The 18,502-nt window shown below is 59.1% G+C and carries 18 protein-coding genes and 1 pseudogene; 5 read left to right on the top strand and 14 right to left on the bottom strand.

Annotated elements, in window-relative coordinates; translation table 11 throughout:
• The first annotated feature begins 5 nt into the window (after nt 1-5).
• Entirely contained in the window at nt 6-1,238 is a 1,233-nt protein-coding gene (locus BSG20_RS30785) for an SAM-dependent methyltransferase (protein ID WP_072377043.1), read from the top strand.
• Between the two features lie 440 nt (nt 1,239-1,678).
• Here BSG20_RS30785 and BSG20_RS30780 read toward each other — a convergent pair whose 3' ends face one another.
• The 14 genes and pseudogenes from BSG20_RS30780 to BSG20_RS30705 form a co-directional block, all read right to left on the bottom strand.
• Nucleotides 1,679-3,505 carry an ABC transporter ATP-binding protein/permease gene (locus BSG20_RS30780; protein WP_083539938.1) on the bottom strand — a complete coding sequence of 609 codons (1,827 nt, stop codon included), beginning with the start codon at nt 3,503-3,505 and terminating at the stop codon, nt 1,679-1,681.
• Nucleotides 3,506-3,883: 378 nt separating this feature from the next.
• Nucleotides 3,884-4,135 carry a hypothetical protein gene (locus tag BSG20_RS30775; RefSeq protein WP_420884139.1) on the bottom strand — a complete coding sequence of 84 codons (252 nt, stop codon included), beginning with the start codon at nt 4,133-4,135 and terminating at the stop codon, nt 3,884-3,886.
• A 109-nt stretch (nt 4,136-4,244) separates the two neighbouring features.
• The gene (locus tag BSG20_RS30765) at nt 4,245-4,970 is read right to left on the bottom strand and encodes an amino acid ABC transporter ATP-binding protein (protein ID WP_072377036.1); all 726 of its coding nucleotides are present in this window, start codon (nt 4,968-4,970) and stop codon (nt 4,245-4,247) included.
• The gene (locus BSG20_RS30760; RefSeq protein ID WP_072377034.1) at nt 4,948-5,607 is read right to left on the bottom strand and encodes an amino acid ABC transporter permease; all 660 of its coding nucleotides are present in this window, start codon (nt 5,605-5,607) and stop codon (nt 4,948-4,950) included. Before BSG20_RS30760 ends, BSG20_RS30765 begins: the two co-directional genes overlap by 23 nt.
• On the bottom strand, nt 5,604-6,275 hold the full coding sequence (locus tag BSG20_RS30755; RefSeq protein WP_072377032.1) for an amino acid ABC transporter permease: 672 nt from the start codon (nt 6,273-6,275) through the stop codon (nt 5,604-5,606). The genes BSG20_RS30760 and BSG20_RS30755 overlap by 4 nt, the downstream gene beginning before the upstream one ends.
• Nucleotides 6,276-6,344: 69 nt before the next feature.
• On the bottom strand, nt 6,345-7,130 hold the full coding sequence (locus BSG20_RS30750) for a transporter substrate-binding domain-containing protein (protein ID WP_072377031.1): 786 nt from the start codon (nt 7,128-7,130) through the stop codon (nt 6,345-6,347).
• Between the two features lie 28 nt (nt 7,131-7,158).
• Nucleotides 7,159-7,887, bottom strand: a complete 729-nt coding sequence (locus BSG20_RS30745; RefSeq protein ID WP_072377028.1) for a GntR family transcriptional regulator — start codon at nt 7,885-7,887, stop codon at nt 7,159-7,161.
• Nucleotides 7,888-8,385: 498 nt separating this feature from the next.
• A pseudogene (locus BSG20_RS30735) lies at nt 8,386-8,894 on the bottom strand (ion channel).
• A 97-nt stretch (nt 8,895-8,991) separates the two neighbouring features.
• On the bottom strand, nt 8,992-9,681 hold the full coding sequence (locus BSG20_RS30730) for a hypothetical protein (protein ID WP_093041609.1): 690 nt from the start codon (nt 9,679-9,681) through the stop codon (nt 8,992-8,994).
• Nucleotides 9,682-9,711: 30 nt separating this feature from the next.
• Nucleotides 9,712-10,281, bottom strand: a complete 570-nt coding sequence (locus tag BSG20_RS30725) for an OmpA family protein (RefSeq protein ID WP_093041615.1) — start codon at nt 10,279-10,281, stop codon at nt 9,712-9,714.
• Nucleotides 10,282-10,308: 27 nt separating this feature from the next.
• Entirely contained in the window at nt 10,309-10,737 is a 429-nt protein-coding gene (locus BSG20_RS30720; RefSeq protein WP_093041606.1) for a cysteine rich repeat-containing protein, read from the bottom strand.
• A gap of 61 nt (nt 10,738-10,798) precedes the next feature.
• Nucleotides 10,799-11,068, bottom strand: a complete 270-nt coding sequence (locus tag BSG20_RS30715; RefSeq protein WP_072381740.1) for a hypothetical protein — start codon at nt 11,066-11,068, stop codon at nt 10,799-10,801.
• 445 nt (nt 11,069-11,513) lie between these two features.
• Nucleotides 11,514-13,040, bottom strand: coding sequence for a DUF1254 domain-containing protein (locus tag BSG20_RS30710; RefSeq protein ID WP_072381739.1), 1,527 nt, complete (start codon nt 13,038-13,040; stop codon nt 11,514-11,516).
• 63 nt (nt 13,041-13,103) lie between these two features.
• Complete coding sequence (locus tag BSG20_RS30705; protein ID WP_072381758.1) at nt 13,104-14,546, bottom strand: DUF1254 domain-containing protein; 1,443 nt, start codon at nt 14,544-14,546, stop codon at nt 13,104-13,106.
• A gap of 494 nt (nt 14,547-15,040) precedes the next feature.
• Between BSG20_RS30705 and BSG20_RS30700 the strand changes: the two genes are divergently transcribed.
• From BSG20_RS30700 to BSG20_RS30685, 4 genes are all read left to right on the top strand, one after another.
• Entirely contained in the window at nt 15,041-16,843 is a 1,803-nt protein-coding gene (locus BSG20_RS30700; protein ID WP_072381737.1) for an adenylate cyclase, read from the top strand.
• A gap of 122 nt (nt 16,844-16,965) precedes the next feature.
• Complete coding sequence (locus tag BSG20_RS30695; protein WP_072381735.1) at nt 16,966-17,772, top strand: DUF2092 domain-containing protein; 807 nt, start codon at nt 16,966-16,968, stop codon at nt 17,770-17,772.
• Nucleotides 17,769-17,981, top strand: coding sequence for a hypothetical protein (locus BSG20_RS30690; RefSeq protein ID WP_072381733.1), 213 nt, complete (start codon nt 17,769-17,771; stop codon nt 17,979-17,981). Before BSG20_RS30695 ends, BSG20_RS30690 begins: the two co-directional genes overlap by 4 nt.
• A gap of 163 nt (nt 17,982-18,144) precedes the next feature.
• A partial coding sequence (locus BSG20_RS30685) for an alpha/beta hydrolase (RefSeq protein WP_143147558.1) occupies nt 18,145-18,502 on the top strand: 358 nt, incomplete at its 3' end.

The following is an 18,502-nucleotide window of genomic DNA, read 5'->3' as shown; positions in this document are numbered from 1 at the left end:
GCCGCATGCTGTTTCCTGCAATCCTAAAATCAATCGTCCGGACTGGCAGTGTTCGGTTGATCGATGGGGCGGGCAAGGTCCACCACTATGGCGACGGCACTTCACCTCACTGTACGATCCGGCTCGGCGCTCGCCATCTTGACTATACGTTAGCCCTGAACCCTGAACTGTTAATAGGTCAAGCCTACATGGATGGCTTGCTGACCATCGAGGAGGGAACCCTTTTCGACTTTCTCCAAATTGCTGCCAAAAACTATCGCAACTTCGAGCAGATGGCTTGGTTCTCGCTGTTGTCCCGCATCATGCGTCGGCTGAAGCAATACAATCCGATCGATCGCGCACGGCGCAACGTCGCCCATCATTATGACCTGTCCGGCCAGCTCTACGATCTCTTCCTCGATAAGGACCGCCAGTATTCCTGCGCCTACTTCACGAGCGCGGACGATGATCTCGAGGCGGCGCAGGAGCAGAAGAAACGCCACATCGCCTCAAAGCTGTTGCTCGACCAGCCGGACCTTAAGATACTCGATATCGGTTCTGGCTGGGGCGGCCTCAGTTTGTACCTGGCCGAGGAGACGGGCGCTGACGTCACCGGCCTCACTTTGAGCGTCGAGCAGCACAAGGTATCGGAGGGGCGCGCTACCGCCGCGGGCCTCGCTGATCGCGTACGCTTTTGTCTGCGTGATTATCGTGAGGAACTTGGTCAATATGATCGGGTGGTTTCGGTCGGCATGTTCGAGCATGTAGGCAAGAGGAATTACGACGAGTTCTTTGCCAGGCTTGGCGATTTCCTGACCCCCGACGGCGTCGCGCTGCTGCATTCGATCGGATATTCCGATGCGCCTGGTCCGATCAATCCGTTCATTCGCAAGTACATTTTCCCAGGAGCGGATATTCCGTCGCTTTCCGAGGTCTTCGCGTCCGTAGAGCGTGCGGGCCTTGTTGTCACTGATGTCGAAATCCTGCGCCTGCACTACGCCGATACCCTCCGCCACTGGCGCGAGCGCTTCATGACTAACCGTCAACGCATTGCCGCACTCTATGACGAACGGTTCTGTCGCATGTGGGAATTCTATCTCGTTCTGTGCGAGATCGGATTCCGCTTTCGCTCGATGATGGTGTTTCAGATTCAGCTTGCCAAGCGGGCAGACTCCGTCCCGTTCACCCGTGATTACATGGTGAACTGGAAGCAGGCCCATAGTACGAAAGCAAACTCTCGCCTACGGGCCGCGGAATGAGACGGCACACTAGCAAGCGCGCGGGCCCGAATCGCCGCTAGTGCCCACTGATAAGTGGCCATCACTGCTAGCTCGGATTTGTACGACAGGCTCCCATCTGATCTCGCTTGAATTCCTGTCCCGGAGGATCGCAAGCCGGTCGCCTCTAGCTGAGGTCGACGAGGCTCATCTTGTTCGGTAATCCGCGCGGTGCGAACCGCATGTCCCGTCGGATGTGAATGTGTTTCTGACAAGCCATCCCGTCGACTTCTGCAAAGGTCCGGATAGCCCTTTGTTGCTGGTGCGCGACGCCGGCAATGATTCGTTCAGTGGCTCGCTTTACGCCGCAAGGGCTTCCCAACCCATCTGGAGCGTATTCACGTGGTGATTGAGCCGGATGAGCTCCCCATGCCGGCAAGCAGAAGATCCTGATTGGTGTCGAGAAGACCCGGCCAACCACCTCACTTCCCCGTCAGACGCCATGCTGCGATGGCATTTTTTTTCGCCACGCCTTTTTCGATGGTGAGCACGCTGTCGAAGAAATCGACGCCGCTCGCTGATTGTATAGGCGAAACGTCATGCATGACGGCGATCACTGTCGCCTCTCGGCAATGATCCTTGATCGCGTGGAGGAACGCATGCACCCCTTGGGTATCGAGTGCACTCGTTGCCTCGTCAAGGAACAGGAGTCCTGGTCGCAGCAAAAGGATTCGAGCAAGGACGAGCTTCTGCTTCTGGCCTCCAGACAGAAGCTGATCCCAGCTCTGGCCATCGCGGCCATCCTTTGAGAGTTCTTCGATGAGCTCGCCGAGCCCCGCCTTATGCAACGCCGCTGCGACACAGTTGTCGGGGTGCTCGTCGACTGAGTCCGGAAGGCAGACAAGATCTTTCAAAGACACCGTCTGGAGCTTGACATCCTGAGCGGCATAAAGGCTTCTCACATGCCTTGGCGCCACGATTGCGCCGCGGCCGTGCGCCCAAAGGCCATGTATCGCCTTGAGGAGCGAGGTCTTGCCGCTACCTGAATCGCCAATGACTAAAGTCCACTCGCCCGGGAGGAAGTGCAGCATGTCAGCAGCCAGAAAAGGAAGATCGACGCCCGCATGCAAGAGTTCGATGTGCTGAACGGTGAGACCGAGCACAGGGTCTTGCTTGCCGTATCGGAATTCGGAAGGGCCGGTTTGCGCATAAAACTCCTGAGGCCGCTGAACAGTTTCGATCGCTTCTGCGAGATCGGTTATCCGGCGAGCATTCGCCCTGAGCGTCGCGATGTCGGGCATGACGTGAATGAACCACGAGCACTCGGTGATGAGCGCATTCGCCAGTTCGGCACCGGTAACATAGGACTGCAGGCTGAGCTTGTTGTCCACGAAGGGGAATAGGCCGGGTGCGTAAGCGACAATCCGCGAGCCGATGAAATTGTGGACCAGCTCGAATCCCATGTAGACGGCAGTAACCCGATTTAGGCTAGTCCAGGTTTGGTCTATGTCGAGATACCGACGCTTGTTGACGACTTTCTGGGCTCTTTCGCCATGGAGGACAGCAACATGGAAACTGCGGTGCAGGAGTGTGTTCAATTCGGTGCGGTAGCTGCCTTCCGCCCATTGCATACGCACCGATAGCCGCTGGAGGATCCCGCCCAGCTTCGTTGCGATGAAGGTGTTAAGCGGCACGTAAATAGCGATCGCCGCGAAAGCTACACACGCGCTGCCGTAACTGCCCAGGAACTCGAGCCCTCTGACGTCGCTCGACGTCTCTATGAGTTTGCTACCCACGAAGCCGAGCGACAGCACGACGCCCGCGATGCCCATCGCGAGACCGAGGGCGCCCCCGGTCATGCCTTTGATCGATTCTTGGATGCGCTGGTCGACGTTGTCCGGCGCGGGGATGGCGGATCCGGCCGCGTCGGATCCGATTTGCTGTAGATGGAAATGCGTATGGTTGGAATCGAGCAGTGCTTCGTTGAAGCATCGGTCGAGCCACTCACGCCACTTGCGGTGAAGCGTGGTCGAAAAGAAATGACGGACTGCTGTGAAACCTGCGTCCCTTAGGATCGCGATCGCGGCAAGGGTTGCCGCGGTGGTCAGCAGCGATGTGAGCGTGGTGGGCGTTGTTGGATGGTGGAAGTAGGCTATCCCGTTGACCAGTTCGCCCGAGGTTACGGCAAACCAAACGCTGGCCTTGGCGGATAATGCTGTGAGGGCCAGAATGGCAAGTGTCAGTCCCCAAGCCTCGCGCCATCTTTCGGAAAGCCAATAGGCGCTCATCAGGCCCCAGAAGCCGCGCATCGATGAAACAGGGCTTGCGTGGCGCGGCGTTTCACGGCCGAGCATCCATTTGATCAATGCACCTTTTCGGTGAGGATCACTCCGCATCGCGACTTCAACTCTCCAACCCCATGCAAGCAGAATTGGGGGCAAGTATCGGGGTTGTCAAATAGGATAGCCTTTGCAACACCGGCCAGGCCAAGCGCCGATCTACATAGCAAGGGGGGCAAAATTGGCTCTGACTTGGAGTGCGCCCCTGAGGGTGGACAGATCGGCTTGATGAATTGACCAGAATTGCCGGGTTGTTGCGCGAAGGCATGGCCGTCCTTTCACAGGCTAAACGGGCAGTCGATGAGGCATTGGTGCATCGCAATATACCGACTATAGTCTTCACAAGCCTCAATCGTCCTCAAATGGCGCCTCGTTGCCATCTGGAATTGGCTCAGCGAAGACATACGCCTTGATCGCCTGCCGGCTGAGCAGTCCCGCATCCTCCAGCCGCTCGAGGTCATGCAGATCGCGCAGCGTCTCGAGCCCAAAGGCAAAGAGGAAATACGGCGTCGTCACACCGCACCCTTGGTCCTGACTTTCGGCACCACGCCGCAAGAGCCCTTCCTGCAGGTCGCCTTCCTGCCCCTTCCCGTCCCGCACCTGAAGATATCGGTCAAGGGCATGGTGGACGTCGACGCTTTCAGGCTTTCGCGAAATGACATATTCCGGCGTAGCGCGGGGAATTGGCTTCCTGCCCGCCGCCGCCCTGTCAAAGCACGCCGAGGAACTGTCTGAGCTCCGGTGTTTTCGGGTCCGCGAAAACCTCCTCAGGTGGTCCGATCTCATGCACCTTACCCTGATGCATGAAGACGACGCGCGAGCAGACGTCGCGGGCGAACTTCATTTCGTGGGTCACCATCAGAAGCGTCATGCCTTCAGAGGCGAGTTCGCGCACGACGGCGAGCACTTCCGCCACTAATTCAGGATCGAGTGCCGAGGTGATCTCGTCGCAAAGCAACGCGATCGGCTGCATGGCGAGCGCCCGGGCGATCGCCACTCGCTGCTGCTGGCCTCCGGAAAGCTCGTCTGGGTAGGCATCAAACTTGTGTCCCAGGCCGACGCGGTCGAGCATCCGGCGCGCCATGTCTTCGGCCTGCATCTTTGCAGTTTTCTTGACGACAGTCTGGGAAAGTACAACGTTGCCGCCGACCGTTAGATGCGGAAACAGGTTGAACTGCTGGAAGATCATCCCGACTTTCAGCCGAAGCGCCTTCAGGTGCACCTCGTCGTCGAGTAGTTGCGCTCCCGCGACTGAGATCGCCCCTTTCGTGGGGGTTTCGAGCCCATTGATGCAACGAAGTAGCGTCGATTTTCCCGAGCCGCTCTTGCCGATGATGGCGATGACCTCGCCCGGCTCTACATCGAGATTGATACCTTTCAGAACCTCGTTGGTGCCGTAGCTTTTGCGGACCTCAGTGATTTCGATGAGCGACATTGAGCTTCCTTTCAAGCACTTGGCTGCTTTTGGACAGGGGCCAGCAGAGCGCGAAGTAGATAAGGGCGACGAGCCCGTAGACGGTGAATGGTTGGAAGGTGGCGTTGGTGACGACGGTTCCGGCCTTGGAGAGTTCAACGAAACCGATGATCGAGGTCAGTGCCGTGCCCTTGACGACCTGCACCGAGAAACCGACCGTCGGCGGCACCGCGATCTTCAGAGCCTGCGGAAGAATGACGTAGCGCATTTGCTGCAGCCGCCCCATGCCGAGGCTGGCGGATGCCTCCCACTGCCCCCGGTTGATGGATTCGACGCAACCGCGCCAGATTTCGGCGAGAAACGAAGCTGTCCACAGGATAAGCGCAACTCCGGCCGCCAGCCAGGCCGGCACGTCGATACCAATCAGTCCAAGGCCGAAGAAAGCGATGAAAAGCTGCATCAGAAGTGGCGTTCCCTGGAACAGCTCGATGTAATATTTAGCAAAAATCCTGGCCGCCTTGCGCATGCTGATGCGCAGGAAAAGGAGAAGCAGCCCAACCGCTCCTCCGCCGGCAAAAGAGACAAGCGAAAGCAGAATGGTCCAGCGCGTCGCGAGCAGCAGATTGCGCAGGATATCCCATGTGGAAAACTCGATCATCGCGCTGCCCTCCTTGGAAAGATGAGACCGCCCAGGACGGCCAGTCCCTGGCGAAGCAGGATCGCCAGGCAGAGATATATGACGGTCGAGACAATATAGGTTTCAAAGGCCCGGAAGGTGCGCGATTGGATGAAGTTCGCAGCAAAGGTCAGGTCTTCAGCGGCGATCTGCGATACCACCGACGAGCCGAGCATCACGATCACCACCTGCGACGACAGGGCCGGCCAAATGCGCTGAAGCGAGGGCACGAGCACGACGTGCCGGAAGGTCTCGAAGCGAGTCATGGCAAGGCTGGCGCCCGCTTCGAACTGGCCCTTTGGGGTTGCCTGAATGCCGGCGCGGATAATCTCGCAGCTATAGGCTCCGAGATTGACGACCATCGCGATGTTGGCCGCGGTCAGTTCGTCAAGCTGCAGGCCGAGAGAGGGAAGGCCGAAGAAAATGAAGAAAAGCTGGATCAGGAACGGCGTGTTACGGATCAGTTCGACATAGGTTGCCACGGCCGGCTTTAGCCAGGCGGGACCAAGCGCCCGCACCCACGCGCAGAAAATGCCGAGCGAAATGCCCAGTACCGCGCCGACGGCGATCAATTCGAGTGTTATCAGAACGCCCTTAACGATCTGCGGATAATATTGGGCTAGCCAGCCGAATTCGAAAATATAGTTCAATTTGGTCCCCTCTTGGCGCTGCAGCGGCTCGCCATCCCGCAGGCAGTGGGATGGCGGCCATGGATACGATCAGAGGTCGGCCGGAAGGTCGGCGCCGAGCCATTTCCGGGAGATGCCGTTGAGCGCACCGTCTGTCTTGGCGGCGGAAAGGATGGCGTTCACCTTCTCAAGCAGCGCCGGCTCGTTCTTGTTGAGGCCGATGTAGCAGGGAGAGTTCTTGATCAGAAACTTCAGCTCCGGACGCTTTGGCGGGTTTCTGGCGAGGATGGCGGCTGCGACAACGTTGCCTGTTGCAACCACATCCACCTGCCCGGCGAGGAACGCGGAAATCGTGCCGTTGTTGTCCTCGTAACGTTTGATGACGGCGTCGGCAGGGGCAATCTTTGTCAGTTCCAGATCCTCGACGGCACCGCGCGTGACGCCGATAGTCTTTGCGGAAAGTTCCTCGGCCTTCGTGACAGAAACGTCTGCGGGGGCGAAGACACCATTGAAGAACGGGGCATAGGCGGCGGTGAAATCGATCACCGCTTCGCGCTCGGCGTTCTTGCCGAGGCTTGAGATTACCAAATCGACCTTATTGGTCTGGAGATAGGGAATGCGGTTAGCGCTGGTGACGGGAACGAGCTCTGTCTTCACCCCGAGCTTCGCCGCGATCAGGTTTGCCACGTCGATATCGTATCCCTGCGGAGCCATGTCCGTCCCCACGCTGCCGAACGGCGGAAAATCCTGCGGGACGGCGACGCGGATCGTGCCGCGGCTGGTGATGTTGGCAAGCGAGTCGGCATGTGCGGCGCCCCCGAAGCTGGCGGTGACTGCGAGCGTCGCAATTGCAAAAAATATGCGTCTTGTAAGCATGTCTTTATATCTCCTTTGGAGCTACGGGTTATTTCGCGCCGGATAAACGGGACGTCGAAGGCGCATTCTTGGGTGGTAGGGAAAGGGAAATACGCAGTTCGGACAGGGGATCGGGGCGCGCCGTCAGATCCAGGCCCGTTTCCACTTCGTCCAGATGCTCAATCGACAATTCTGCCGCTTTGACGAAATCGCCTTCGACCATGGCTTCGAAGATGCGGCAATGCCCCTGATGGGACTGGGCTGCATGGAACTCCGATTGATAGAGCATCGAAATAAGAATGGTCCGGGCGGTAAGATCGCGCAGCATTTCGATGAGCACGGCATTGCCGCACAACTCCGCGATCCGGATGTGAAAATCGCCCATGAGGCAAGTCAGGCGCTGGCGGTCGCCAGCGGCCATCGCGGCCTTTTCCTCGTCCAGATGCGCAACGAGCACCTGCCGCCCGTCTTCGGTCAACGGCCGCATGCTCCGCAGCAATCCGGACTCGATGACCCGCCGCGCCTCGTAGACCGTCATCGCTTCTTCAGCCGACGGCTCTACAACGAACCATCCTCGCCGCGGGCTCACGTGAACGATGCCGCGGGTTTCGAGGCGCATCATCGCCTCGCGCACCCGCGTACGCGATACTGCGAAAAGTCCGGCGAGCTGATTTTCGCTGAGCCGAGTACCCGGATGGATTCGCGCGGAAAGAATGCCTGAAACGATGGCTTCTTCGATGTTTGTCTGCCGGGTCTTTTCAGTATGTAAGTCTTGCATACAACCGAGAAAGCAAGGGCCGTACCAAATTCCAATGCGACCTCGGAATCAACACGTCACGGCGGATTTGCCTCTCGCTCTGTCGATATTCTAGGCGTCGCCCCTGTGCATCTGCCCAAAAAGGAACAAGGCGGACGTTTTGGTCATTATAAAGAAATGGCCCAGATCATCGAGCAGAACAGCGAAAATCACGCCCAGGGAGTTCCGCTCTACCTCAGCGCATGGCGGCCGGCGATGATATTTCCGCGCGGCGGGTGTCGGACCAAAACCGCCGCCTCCCCTCCACTCTCGCAGACGAAGCGCTGCCGGCAAATCTCGCCAGCCTCACAGACCGCGCTCGTGCCCATGTTGAGGCGCAAGCTCTGCCAACACCCGCAAAGCTTATGGATCTGACTGGAAGCATTTTGCGGCTTCGTGCCGGCGATCGCAACTCGGTCCCTCCCCTAGCATCACACGCTGCGCGCCGGCCTGGCCTCCTCCCGCCATTTTAATAGGCAGCTAACGCGGAGGTCGGCCCTCTGGCTCCCCCTTGTCCTCCTCCAAGCGCTCTCGCCTCGCCTGCAGTTTGTCGAATTTGCCGAAGTCCGTCATGATGCTGACCAGGACGCTTCCCGTCCAACCGAAGGTGAACAGGCCGGACATTGCGATGATCGGGCCAAGGAGACGCCACCGATCTGGAAGGGTCACGTTGCCCTCCCCCAGCGTCGTATAGCTCTCGAGGACGTAGTAGTAGCTGTCGCGCATCGAGGGGATGATTTCTCTGACATAGAGAGGAACCGCCCAAATTAGGGTTTCTGCGAAATGCAGGAGCGCTAGCGCGGCGATCGTCACCGCCAGCATCAGGTTCAGTCGCCAGTGAGATGTGACGCTGGTGACCTGTGCCCAGGATTTGCTGAACTGAAGGCTGAGCTGCGAATACCGACGCCGTGTACGAAGATGACGACGATCAAAATAAGCGTACCGACGAAGATTTCGAAAAGCGGGTTCGGGTTCGACAGATGGTCCAATCGCTATGTCCTCAGTCTTATCAGCTCCGGTGGAAGGCCTTTTTGCAAGCCTCCCACCGGGCCGACACCAGCACGGGCATGTTGCTGTACCCTGGCGCTAGTAGCAGGGAGGATAGGGATAATATCCGCATGCCGGCGGCGGATAGTAAGGGCGTTCGGACGCCACGGCCGCTCCCACCGCCGCCCCCGCGACGACGCCTGCGCCATAGTATGCGCCGGGATGTGCGTACCATCCCCCACGCCAGACCGCCGCTCGACCAACACCCCCGACGGCGACGCCGCCATACCGACCACGTGCAGCAAACCAATCGATGAACAATGACGCCGGACCATCTGCTCCGGTGAGATCACCTTCGAGAACCGCGACGTCGAAGGTCAGGTTTCCGCCCTCGAGCTTCGGCGTTTTCAGGACGACGACGGCATCGGCGACGGTATCGCCCTTGCCGCTCAGGACCGAAATCGTCGCATTGGGCGGATCCTTGGCGAAACTGTCCGGGCCTTCATCCCACTGCTTGATGAACTCGGAAGTTAAGACATGACCGGCAGAGCGCACCGGGCGGTCGGCAAACACGATAGACACCGCCGAGATGCCGCTCATCGTCAGCTTCCCGTTCTCAAGCTTTGCCCCTCCGGAATTGAGGACGGCCAGCGACGGCACCACTTTTGACTTGGTTGCGCCGATCGTCTTCTGCGCGGGAGCCGAGATGGCGTCCTGCGCGAGAACCGGCGTTGAAGATAGAAGGCCTGCTGCAAGCGCGATCATGCAGACATGCGAGATCCTAAGCACTGTTCGTCCTCCAGTTCGGCCACGCGGGCATTACCTCAAAAGTCCCAGGTTGATCAGTTGTACACGTCGGTTGTCGGCCGACTCCGGATGACCGGGATCGATCGGCCATTCCTCGCCGGCACCGACCGAGAACAAGCGATTAGGCGGAACTGCGAAGGTGGTCGACAGCGCTTCGTTGATTGCGTCGGCGCGTTTCTGGCTGAGCTCGAGATTGTGCTTGGCCATTCCTGTCGCACTGGAATGCCCGACAATGAGGAACTTGTAGCGGAACAGATCCGGATGATGCAGTGCATCCGCGATCAGCCCCACGGTGCGGTAGGATTTCGGCTCGATGGCAGTCGAGTTGTTTTCGAAATCAATCTCGACGATCAACTGCGAGAGCTCCGACAGCTTGCTCCAGTTGGGCAGCGCTGCGACGCCTTTGCCGACGTTGGCGTTCGCTTCTTCCACCAGCAGAGCGGCATCGACGGCAGGTGCGGCCTCCTTGACCTGTCCGAGCGTGCTCATGATCTGACTGTTGTTGAGCTCTTGGGAGGAAGCAATGCTCGGTGCCAGAAGCAGGCCGAGTGCCATTGAAATGCGAAGGCCGTGAGCGATCATGTTGTTTTCCCTCTTTCCGGTCATGGTTCACCGCCATCCGGCGTCGGTAATTGCCTGGTTGCATTCCCTGTTGTCGACGCGCTTCGTCTCGACGAGGCAGGAAAGGATGTTCCCATCGCCCTTTACGCCGTTGCAGTACTGGGAGATGTCATGCTGGCAGACCTTGAACACCGAGGCCTGCGCCTCCTGGCGCTGGGCGATCGACGACATGACGCTGGCTAGGGTCGAGGTGCAGGTTGGGGAAACCTTGGATGCGTTCTTCTCGAGGCAGGCCTGGATGCGGCCGTTGCCGAGGTTCTCGCCATTGCAGAACTTCTTGATGTCGGCGCCGCACTCCTTGGCAAGCGTCGTCACCGCATCGGCGTAGCTCATGGTGTCGGCGCGCCCGACCGTGGTAAGAGCGAGGAAACCGGCGAGTGCCGCTCCTGCGAAGATGCCAACTCTATCTATCATCATTATCCTATCCTTGAGCGATTGATCTGGAGTGGTGAATTTACGTCGAATGCTTGGTAGGCAGTTAAGGTCGTGGCGGATTGAACGGGACGACCGCGGCTCTATCGAGGGACTGCTCGATCTCGGTCCGCATGCTGTCGATCAGCTCCCTATATTCAGCGAGGCGCTCATCGCGCTCCGGAGCGGTTGACTGCTCCCATCGCAGTTCCTCGTCGTTGGCAATTTCGAAGTCGTCGCAGAGGTCTCGGAACCCCTCGTTGCATGCGGCGAGTTCCTCGACCACCTTGGCGCGCTCGTTGAAGGCGCTCTTTACGAATTCAACACCGTTCCCCATCCGGTTTATCCATTCGCGTACGTCGCCTCACAGCAGGCGATCTCAGAACATAATGACTAGGCATCTCCATCTACCGTTTGTATCGTAACGTTCCGGGATTATGGCTTCCCGCTAGAACGCAGCAACCCGCTCCATGAACCAGTTTGCAAGCGCAATCAGCTCGATCACCGGTCCGATGAAGATCAGCTATCCGATCTCGACGCCGACATTGAAGAGCAGAAAAGCGAGCGGAATATCCCCGACCGGGGTGCGATCCCCGACAGCGCCCCGGCAAAGCCCAGCCCGTGCCTTTTACCAACGGCTAGATGCCCCTTGGATACTTGAGCTCTGTAAACTTCCTCGATCTCGATCGGACGCCACTCGTTCACCAGGGACGGAACGTCAGGATCACGTTCAACGAGCCAGCCCTGATCGCTTCAATTTCCGTCTCATCGGCGTTTTCTAATCACTCCACCAGCTCGATCTCGCCCGGCTTCCAGGTCTTGTTGAACCACGGTTCCAGCGGACCGTATAGGCGCAGAAGCGTGAACCAGCCCTTGCCCGGAATGGTCTGCACCCAGTTGTTCTCCATTCCTGCCGGAGCCTTGGGTCCGAAGTAGACATCCGTCGAACCATCCGCATTGACCTTGACGCCTTTGCTCTGGCTGCTGACGCTCGGGGCCTGTTGGTCGGTCTGCACCATCGAGCGGGTCTGGTTGTCGTAGACGATGACCGACCAGAAATCCTTGACGGGGATATTTGGCGGCAGGCGTAGCTTATAGTTCTTGCCGCCATCGAAGGGATTGCCCTTCGCATCCTGCACCGACCAGGGATATTGCGAGCCCTGCCCCACCATTTTTTCCTCCATCGCCGGCGTCACGGCAATGGCAAAGTAGTAAAAGAAGACGGCACCGTCCAAGTTGCTGACACCGGGCGCTGTCTCGAACTTGTAGCCGCCCAAAAACGGCAGGCGCCACGCACTGTCCGGGTAGAAATACGCATCCTTCGGGCGGATCTTGAAGGCGATCGTCCGTGCCGTCACGGCCCCGATGTTGGCGGCGTCGGTGAGGATCTTCTTCATCCGCTCGTCGGGTGCGAAGGGTTTGCCCTTTTCGATGCCGATCGAGGCGAACAGGCCCAAGGTGGTGGGATCGGAACCGCCCGCCGGCTCATCCTGGATGACCTGGTTCAACAGGGTCCAGAATGAGTAGTCACCCGGTGAGACAAAGTTCGAAGGAATTCCAGAGGCATTGACGAATTTCATCGGCGGCGGGTTGGCGGCCTCGGCCAAGGGATAGATTCGCAGGTTCTTCTTGACCGAATCTACCGCAGGCTGGGCGGAGCCGTCGACGAGGAAAGCGCGAAAGACGAAGTAGCTGCCGAAGGTGCTCGGCCGCAAAACGTGATACCCGGCTGGTATGTCGCCCTTGAATCCGGGCGGCAACAGGAGGTACTTGCCGCCCTCGCCCTTGTCGGCCCCGGTGATGCCGATGTCGCCCACCCACTTGTACCAGAAGTCGTCGACCGTCCCGAGCACCTTGGGCGGAATCTCTGCCACGACCGGACCCTTGCTCGTGTCGACCCACATGAAGTTGTAGATCGTGTTGTCGTTGCCAGTCAGCGCGACGGTCTTGGAATCCATCAGACTTTCCCAGATCACGTTGGTCTGGTTATCTGGTCCGAACTTGCGTATCGATTCGCGCATGCCGGCCTGATTGACGATTGGAATCGCCAGCAGATAAGCCTGTAGCGCGCGCGAACGGTCCAGGTTGTCGTAGATTTTGTCGACGGTATCGGCCGACGGGTAGCCGTAATTGAGATTCAGGGTCCCGATCGAGGACTCGATCTTGTCCGGCACGGCAACGCCCGGTGCGATAGGCGTCGTCATCTTGTAGGTCTGCGCGGAAGCGGTCGCCGTGTCGGCGGAAGCGGTGCCCATACCCATCAGGACAACCGCGGCCGTGGCGAAAAGCAGTCTTGTCGTGCGTGTCATTGCTCTCTCATCGCGTTTGACGCCACGCATCAGCATGGTCGGGATTAATCATCGTCGGGATAATTATTGCGCCACAATGATACCGGGCGGCTTCCAGATGCCCTCGCCAGCCGGCAGTATCGAAGGCGCTTCGGTCTTCGGCCAGTACAGGCGCATCACGAGATAGATCGTGTCATCAGGCGCAGGCACCCAGTTAGCTTCCTTGTCCGCGCCGGGGCTGTCTTTCTGGATATAGAGGGTGAGCGACCCATCCTCGTTTTTCTTCATGCCGGGCAACATCGGCGAGTTGATGAGGTAGCGGTTGATCGGGTTTTTGATCAGGAGCTGGCTTTTCCCGTCATACATCGTTACCGACCAGAAGGAGTTCACCGGCGGGAGATGCCCGGCGGGAAAAGTGATCGTGTAGTTGTGCTTGCTGGCGTCGAGCGTTTCGCCTGTCGCGGTCGTGCGGGTAAAGGGGTACATGGCTTCGACGGCATCGTTTCCGTAGAGACCCGCCTTGGCAGCGGCGGCACGCTTTAGCCAATCTCCCTTGTAAAAGGCGCGGTCGCCAAAGAACGAACCGACGCTCCAGCCGTTGATGTCTTTCATTCCGCTGGCAGCAAACTTGGCGACCTTCTCATCGCCATCCTTCATGCCAAGGCCGATTTCCAGTTTATGAGCGATCGGAAGGTCCTTGAAATCAAATGATTTACCCGGACCCACACCAATGCGCGCGAGCTTGGCACGAATGGCCTTGTCCTCTTCCGTGGGCGGCACGAATTCGAGGGCGGCATCGAGATAGTCGAAGAAGTTGTCTTTAATGCCCTGCGTCGTGGCCGGCCGAAAGTCGATCGTCGGGGCGGGTGGGGGTGCGGGATGTTTCAGGAAAGCCGACAACGGCTTCACGTTGTAACCGGCCTGCACCTTTTCCACGTTTGGCATATCTTCGACGTTGATAAGCTGGGTCCGAAAGTTGGCGAACACGAACGGGGTGGTCGAAGAAAAGATCTGCTTGATGCCGGTGGGCTTCTCGCCTTTCCAGTCGGGTCCGACGACGAGATAGGAGCCCGCCTCGTTGCCCGTAGCGCGGCTACCTATGTAGCCGAAGTTGTAGGTATTGCCATCAATCAACTGCACCGAATAATAGCGCTCCTTCTCCACCGCCGGCACGGAGATCACCATCGGCTCGGCACGCAGATCCAGCCACAGTATGGAGTATGGCGTGTCGCTGTTCGGCGTGACGACCGCTGTGTCTTTGTAGGTCGCCACGTGGTTGAGGTTGTCGATCTTATTGAACGGCGCCTTGAATTGGCTGGACTTGGGGTCGACGGCGAACTCGTGCATCACCGCATAATTCATCACGAGCGGTAATCCAAAGATGAAGCCTTCCTCGGCGATATCCTTGGCCTCTATCAAGCTGGGCCATTCGGCGCTGTTTTTTGCATTCACCAGGGTGGGTTTCGCCGTCGTGGCGACGAGTGCAGCCATCGCAGCAGAGCGAAGCAGAGCGCGTTTCGTAAGCATCTGAACAACTTCCTTTTGGTTCGCAGCGGTCATGCGCGCATAAGTGGCAGGAGAAGTTATAGCGACTGCAGTGGTTGACCCAAGCCTTGGTGTGCACTTTTGGCCGATCGTGACGCTCTCTGTGATGCGTCCGTGACCCGCAAAGCACCCGGTGTCGTTGATCGTGCCTACGCCCTTCAGCGGCTGTTCGATCACTACCGGTCCTTTCAGCGCTGTCACGATGTGCCCCCTTGTTGCGAGCGGCTCCCCGTCCTGACCCGCTTAAGGACACAAGGCTGCCTTCGAGGAAGGATCCTGGGCGGAGACTGGAAAAGCGCAAGTATGTTACTGTAAGATACGAGTATCGACGCCTCGCTGCTGCAGCGGCGTCGACCTGTCTCGAAAGACGGCTGAGGCCAGCGTGGACGGTGATCAACTTCTGCGATAGGTTACATTCACGTTGAATTGAAATCTGTGATAGACACGTCCCCTCAAGAGCGGGTGAGGAGCAAGCCGTGCAGAACGAACTGCCAGACGGGCGCGCGCCATCGTCGCCGCGCCCTCCTCCCACATCGGACGATATCCGCGACCAGCTAGAGCGCGTTGTCAACAGTCCGGAATTCCCCAGTGTTGGCCGCAGCGCCGCATTCCTGACGTATGTAACGGGCGAAGTGCTGTCCGAGCGTGGAGATCGGATAAAGGGTTATTCGATCGCTGTGGAAGTGTTCAAGCGATCGGCAGCGTTCACGCAAGACGATCCCGTCGTTCGCATCGAGGCTGGACGCCTGCGGCGAGCTCTGGAGCGCTACTACCTCGTGGCGGGCCAGAATGATCCGATCCGAATAGATATCCCCAAGGGTGGATACGTTCCGACCTTCGTGTGGAACGATGGTGCAAATTCAATAAACCCCGGCGATCCGAGCTTATCCGGGCCCCGCGCCCAAGGGCGGAGGCTGATGCCGATCGGCGCGGGAGCTGCTCTGATGCTCTGCGTCGTGATGATCGCTCTGATGCTGCCGGCATATTTACTGCCGGCCTTGCCGAAAATTCCGAAAGCTCAATCAGAAGGTCCGACGCTCGTCGTCGCCCCCTTTGCCAATCTCGGCGATGGTCCGAAGGCGGCGCTCTATACGGCAGGATTGACCGAGGAGCTTTTGACCGCGCTTCCCCGCTTCAAGGAGATCAAGGTCTTCGGTCGCGAAACCTCCACGTCCCTGCCATCGGAAGTCGAGGCGTCCCAGGTCCGTGACAAGCTGGGGGCGCGCTTCCTTCTTGCGGGCGGCGTTCGCGTTTCGGACGACCGCGTTCGCATAACCGCGCGCCTGCTCGACACCGACACTAACGAAATTCTCTGGTCACAGACCTATGACGACGACACCAAGAGTGGCGATCTCTTCAAGATTCAGTCGGACGTTGCCAACAAGGTGGCGACGGCCGTGGCCCAGCCCTACGGGATTATGGCTCGGGCAGACGCAACCCATCCGTCGCCTGACGACCTCGGCGTCTATGGCTGCACGTTGAGCTTCTATGGCTACCGTGCGGAATTGAGCGCCACCCGGCATTTGGAGGTGCGGGATTGCCTTGAGAGCGCCGTGGCCCGCTATCCATCCTTCGCCACCGCCTGGGCGATGCTCTCTATCATTTATCTCGACGAGGATCGGTACCGGTTCAATTCGAACGCAAACCCGGCGCCGGCGATTGAACGCAGCCTGCAGGCGGCCCGTCGCGCCGTGCAACTCGATCCAGGAAATACCCGTGCCCATCAGGCGCTGATGACCGCGTTGTTCTTCAACCAGGAGGTTCCAGAAGCCCTCCGCGTCGGGGAACAGGCGTTGGCGACCAACCCGAACGACACGGAACTGCTCGGCGAATTCGGTACCCGCGTCGCGATGAGCGGGGAATGGGAGCGTGGGGCGGCCCTGCTCGACCGCGCGCTTGCTCTCAACCCCGGCGGCGGTGGCTACTATCACGGCACTCGAGCGCTTGCGGCCTACATGCTGAACGACGACAAGACCTCGGTCATCGAAATCAAACAGGCGGATCTGCAGAAGTTTCCGCTCTTCCACGGGGTCGCCGCAGTGATCTATGTCAATGCCGGGATGATGGACGAAGCGCGCCGCGAGGCTCTGCGGTTCAACGAGATGAGGCCGGATTTCGTTCCGAATATCGTCGCCGAACTCAAGGCCAGGAACCTCCAGCCTGGCGACCGGGCGAGGCTCATGGCCGACCTCCGTAGGGCGGGCCTGCCGGCGTCGGACGAAGCGCGAGCATCGATGCTGCTGCCGCTTCCCGGTTCGTCAGTGCTTGTGCCGCGTTGACCTGTGCGCGGCCAGTGTCCGGGGCCGTACGGCACAGATGCTACCAGATGTTACGGGCGCTCTCCGTCGTCCGACTGTAGAGTTCGCCGATTGCAACGATCCACTCGGGAGGGCATGCGTCGATGACCAGACCAACAGGAAGATCCCAGCATCGTTTCGCGGCTGCGATCGCGGTAGGGGCGCTCGCCCTGACTGTTTCCGGATCCTTGTCGGCAGCCCGTGCCGACGAGGCCGACGCCAAGAAACTGGTGAAGGCGATGTCCGACTACCTTGCCTCGGAGAAGGCCATCTCCTTCGCCTACGACACCAACTTAGAAGTCGTCACCCCCGAGCATCAAAAGATCCTGCTGGCAAGTTCCGGCAAGGTAGAAATGGGCCGGCCGGACAAGCTCCGCGTCACCCGGCACGGCGGTTTCGCCAATGTCGAGATGGTCTTCGACGGCAAGACCGCGACCCTTTTCGGCAAGGACGCCAATCTCTATGCGCAGGCCGAGGTGCCCGGAACGATCGCTCACTTGGTCGACGAGATGCGAGACAAGCTGCACCGGCCTGTTCCCGGTGCTGACCTCCTGTTGCCCGACGTCTACGGCACGTTGATGGACGGCGTGACGGACGTGAAGGATCTCGGCAGCGGCGTCATCGGCGGTACCGAGTGCGACCACCTCGCCTTCCGCGCCAAGGAGGTCGACTGGCAGATATGGATCGCGCCAGGCGAACATCCCTACCCCTGCAGGTATGTGATCACCGCGACGCAGGTCGATCAGGGGCCGCAATACAGCATCCAGATCAGCGACTGGAAGACGGGCACCGACGTCGTGGCGGCAGACTACACGTTCAAAAACACCACGGACGCCAAGAAGGTCGATCTGTCGAAGCTCAAGGATACCGACGAGCTTCCCGATCACCTCGCAAAAGGAGCGAAGCAATGACCCTGTTCATACGCGTGAGAGTTCTCCTGATTGCCGCGGTCGTTGGCATGTTCGGTCTAATCGCCGGGGAAACGATTTCCATTCCAGGTCTCACCGGAATTATTTCGCCGGCAGAAGCCAGGATCGGCAGACCGCTGACGCCATACAGCGTTGCCGGAGTGGCGCGCCGAACGGTTCGGCGCTGCGCGGTCGGCGTCTATTACTGTTAGGGCAAGGCGGCTGAGGGCTGTCAGGCGTTTTGCTGGATGAGGGCGATCTGTGGGAAGTCAAAGTAGCGTAGCGTCGGCGTCGGCTCAAAAGAGTTGGCTTCGTTGGTTTGTTGTATGCGCAGTAGTTGTCTTACTTCCGGGATGTGGCGGCCATCCAAAGGACGTGCTGACACCTGTGGCCGACACGTCTCCGCAGTCGCCAAAGGTCGACATGCTGATCGCGACGACCCGCACACGGTCGACGGTTCCAGGTGAGATGTTTAACGGAGAACGTGCGCTGGCTCCGGCCTTCGCTGACATGACGATCTCGATTCCGCCGAGCAAGGTTCGCAAGGAAGGACAGGTCGCCTGGCCAAAGAAGCTGCCGTCCAATCCCGCGACCGATTTCGCGACCGTGAAGGCCGACGATCTCAACATAGACGAGGCCAAGAAATGGCTGAGCGCGAGCGTCAGAAAGACCCCCGACGGCAGCGTCCTTGTCTTCATCCACGGTTTCAACAACAGGTTCGAGGATGCCGTCT

This window comes from Rhizobium tibeticum, from assembly GCF_900110205.1.
In the GTDB taxonomy this organism is placed as follows: Bacteria; Pseudomonadota; Alphaproteobacteria; order Rhizobiales; family Rhizobiaceae; genus Rhizobium; species Rhizobium tibeticum.
The sequence above is the reverse complement of the archived record's forward strand: the minus strand, read 5'-3'. Positions and strand labels throughout refer to the sequence as shown.